This is a genomic window from Anaerolineales bacterium, assembly GCA_016928575.1.
GTDB lineage: Bacteria > Chloroflexota > Anaerolineae > Anaerolineales > RBG-16-64-43 > JAFGKK01.
Map to the genome: position 1 here is coordinate 1 of JAFGKK010000021.1, position 2,927 is coordinate 2,927.

3 protein-coding genes are annotated in these 2,927 nt (G+C 65.8%); all 3 read right to left on the reverse strand.

Features of this window, described 5'->3' with window-relative positions:
* Positions 1–67 precede the first annotated feature (67 nt).
* The 3 genes from JW929_03500 to trpB all read right to left on the reverse strand — a co-directional run bounded on the left by JW929_03500 (position 68) and on the right by trpB (position 2,806).
* Entirely contained in the window at positions 68–559 is a 492-nt protein-coding gene (locus tag JW929_03500; protein ID MBN1438452.1) for a glycosyltransferase family 2 protein, read from the reverse strand.
* A gap of 174 nt (positions 560–733) precedes the next feature.
* Positions 734–1,528: a tryptophan synthase subunit alpha gene (locus tag JW929_03505; protein ID MBN1438453.1), complete on the reverse strand. Its 795-nt coding sequence runs from the start codon at positions 1,526–1,528 to the stop codon at positions 734–736.
* 3 nt (positions 1,529–1,531) lie between these two features.
* On the reverse strand, positions 1,532–2,806 hold the full coding sequence (gene trpB / locus JW929_03510) for a tryptophan synthase subunit beta (GenBank protein ID MBN1438454.1): 1,275 nt from the start codon (positions 2,804–2,806) through the stop codon (positions 1,532–1,534).
* Between the last annotated feature and the right edge of the window lie 121 nt (positions 2,807–2,927).

The window sequence follows — 2,927 nt, forward strand, 5'->3', positions numbered from 1 at the left end:
ACTCCGGAATGGGTGGCCGGATAACTCCGGAATCACCGGCCGGATAACTCCGAAACGGGCGGCCGGATTAGGCCGGAAAATGCACGCCTCGGGTCTGCGCCTCTTGGTAGGTCGAGGCGAGCAATTCGGGGGCGGCGAAAGTGTCGGCGTCCAGCATGCACAGCCATTCGCCCTTGGCGGCCTGGGCGCCCTGGGCCAGTGCGTGGGATTTCCCCACCCATCGCGCAGGCAGGGGAGTCCCGCGCACCAGCCGGATGCGCGAATCCCGGGCTGCGAAGGAGGCGACGATCTGCGGAGTGTCATCCGCCGAATTGTCGTCGATGACGACCGCCTCCCAGCGGGAGTAGGTTTGCGCGCGGACGCCTTCCAGACAGCGGCGGATGTTGCGGGCTTCGTTGCGGGCGGGGATGAGGATGGATATCAGCGGGCCGTCCGCGGCGGGTTCGGCCAAGGCGATCGGAGCCCCGAGATCGTGGTGGCGTTCGATCCAGAGGACGAATCCCATGCCCCCCAGGAACATCAGGGTCGAAAGCAGAATAAAGAAAAAAGACAAACCCATGGCGATTTGTTCGGAATACCTGGTATGTTTTCCCGGCTATCAGTATAAATGATTTCCCGTCAAGGGACGATGGACAGGATCGGCCGTTGCAGATTGACCATCGCGGATCGACCATCGGCCATCGTCCGATGTCCGAAATCCATAGCCCGCCGTCTATGGCCGATCAACCATGGTCTACGGTCCGATTCCCTTCAGCGCCGCACGGAAGGCGCGCGCCAGATTCGCCGCGGCGAGTTTGGGCTGCTGCGCTTCGCCGAGCGCGCGCACGCAGGCCGAGCCGACGATCACGCCGTCGGCGATCCGCCCGACTTCGGCCGCCTGGGCGGGCGAAGCGATCCCGAATCCGACGCACAGCGGAAGGCCTTGTGGAACCGCGCCGCGGACCCGGGCAATGAATTCCGGCAAGCCCGCGGACACCTTGTCGCGCGCGCCGGTAACCCCGGTCACCGAGACCAGGTACAGGAACCCTTTGGCCGAGGCGCAGATTTTCTGCGCGCGGTCGGCGCTGGTGGTCGGGGCGAGCATCCGGATGCAGGGGAAATCCCCTCCCAGGGCCTGCTCCAATTCCCCGGATTCTTCCGGCGGCAGATCGGGGACGATCACGCCGTCCGCGCCGGCGGCGAGCGCGTCGCGGCGGAATGCCTCCAGGCCGCGGCGGAAAATCGGGTTGTAATATCCCATCAGGATCAAAGGGATCGCGACGCCCCGGCGACGAAGTTCACGGAGTGCATCGAAGACGGATCCGAGTGTGACCCCGTTTTCCAGGGCCGTGTGCGTGGCTTGTTGGATCACCGGCCCGTCGGCCAGCGGATCCGAGAACGGAATCCCCACTTCGATCAGGTCGGCGCCGTTTTTCCCAAGCGCCTCAAGGGCGTCGATCGAATCCGCGAGGGTCGGGTATCCCACCGGCAGATAGGGCATGAAGGCCGGCTTGCGCTGGAAGGCGAGTTTGATTTCGGCGAGCGGCATGGTTTACTTCCTCTCACTTTTCCGCCTTCCCGTGCCCCCGCTCTTCCCTTCCCCGTTAGCCAAGGAAACGGGGGAGGGTTTGAGAGAGGGCGGGGAGGCCAGGAGGGGGGTCACCGTATCCAGGTCCTTATCCCCTCTGCCCGAAAGGCAAATCAGAAGAATTTGATCCGGCTTCATTTTCGGCGCGCGGCGGACGGCTTCCGCCACGGCGTGCGCGCTCTCGAGCGCCGGGATGATTCCCTCGAGCGTCGACAGGAGCGAGAACGCCGCGAGCGCCTCGGCGTCGGTGGCGACGGTGTACTCCGCGCGGCCCAGATCCCGCAAGTGGGCGTGCTCCGGCCCGACGGCGGCGTAATCCAGCCCGGCGGAAACGGAATGCGTCTCGGCGATCTGCCCGTCGGGAGTCTGCAGCACGAAGGTGTGCGTGCCGTGCAGTACGCCGAGCCGGCTGCGCTCCGGATCGGAGAAGCGCGAGGCGTGTTTCCCGCCGGCGATTCCCTCGCCGCCGGCCTCGACCCCGATCAGGGCGACGTCCGGATCGTCGAGGAAGCCCGAGAACAGGCCGATGGCGTTCGATCCTCCGCCGACGCAGGCGACGGCGGCGTCCGGCGTCCGGCCGGTTTTGGCCAGCATCTGCGTGCGGGCTTCTCGGCCGATCACCTTCTGGAATTCGCGCACCATGGTCGGGTAGGGGTGCGGCCCGAGCGCCGAGCCGAGCAGGTAGTGCGTCGTCTCGACGTTGGTCACCCAGTCGCGGATGGCTTCGTTGATCGCGTCCTTGAGGGTCCGGCTGCCGCTCGAAACCGGGCGGACTTCGGCGCCGAGCAGACGCATCCGGAATACGTTCGGCGCCTGGCGGGCCATGTCCACCTCGCCCATGTAGACGGCGCATTCCAGCCCGAGCAGGGCGCAGGCCGTGGCTGAGGCCACGCCGTGCTGGCCGGCGCCGGTTTCGGCGATGATCCGCCGCTTGCCCATCCGCTGCGCCAACAGCGCCTGGCCGAGCGCATTGTTGATCTTGTGGGCGCCGGTGTGGGCCAGGTCCTCGCGTTTTAGGTAGATCCGCGCCCCGCCCAGGCGCTCGCTCAGCCGCGAGGCGTAGGTGATCGGGGTGGGCCGGCCGGCGTAATCCACCAGCAGACCGTTGAGCTTTTGTTGGAATGCCCGGTCGTCGCGCGCGCGCGTGAATTCCGCCTCCAACTGCTCGAGCGCCGGCATCAGCGTCTCCGGCACGTACCGGCCGCCGTAGGATCCGAATTTAGAGGGGAGAATGGTCATTGTTTTTCGTCCATCCCTTTCATACGTTTCATTCATCCACGGAGGGCACGGAGGGTCACGGATTTTTCTCCGTGCACCTCCGTGTTCTCCGTGGATTCATCGAATATCCCTTCTCCATTCC

Excerpts from the sequence above, each read along its gene's own strand:
- JW929_03500 (MBN1438452.1), bottom strand. The coding sequence starts at position 559 with ATGGGTTTGTCTTTTTTCTTTATTCTGCTTTCGACCCTGATGTTCCTG.
- JW929_03505 (MBN1438453.1), bottom strand. The coding sequence starts at position 1,528 with ATGCCGCTCGCCGAAATCAAACTCGCCTTCCAGCGCAAGCCGGCCTTC.
- trpB (MBN1438454.1), bottom strand. The coding sequence starts at position 2,806 with ATGACCATTCTCCCCTCTAAATTCGGATCCTACGGCGGCCGGTACGTG.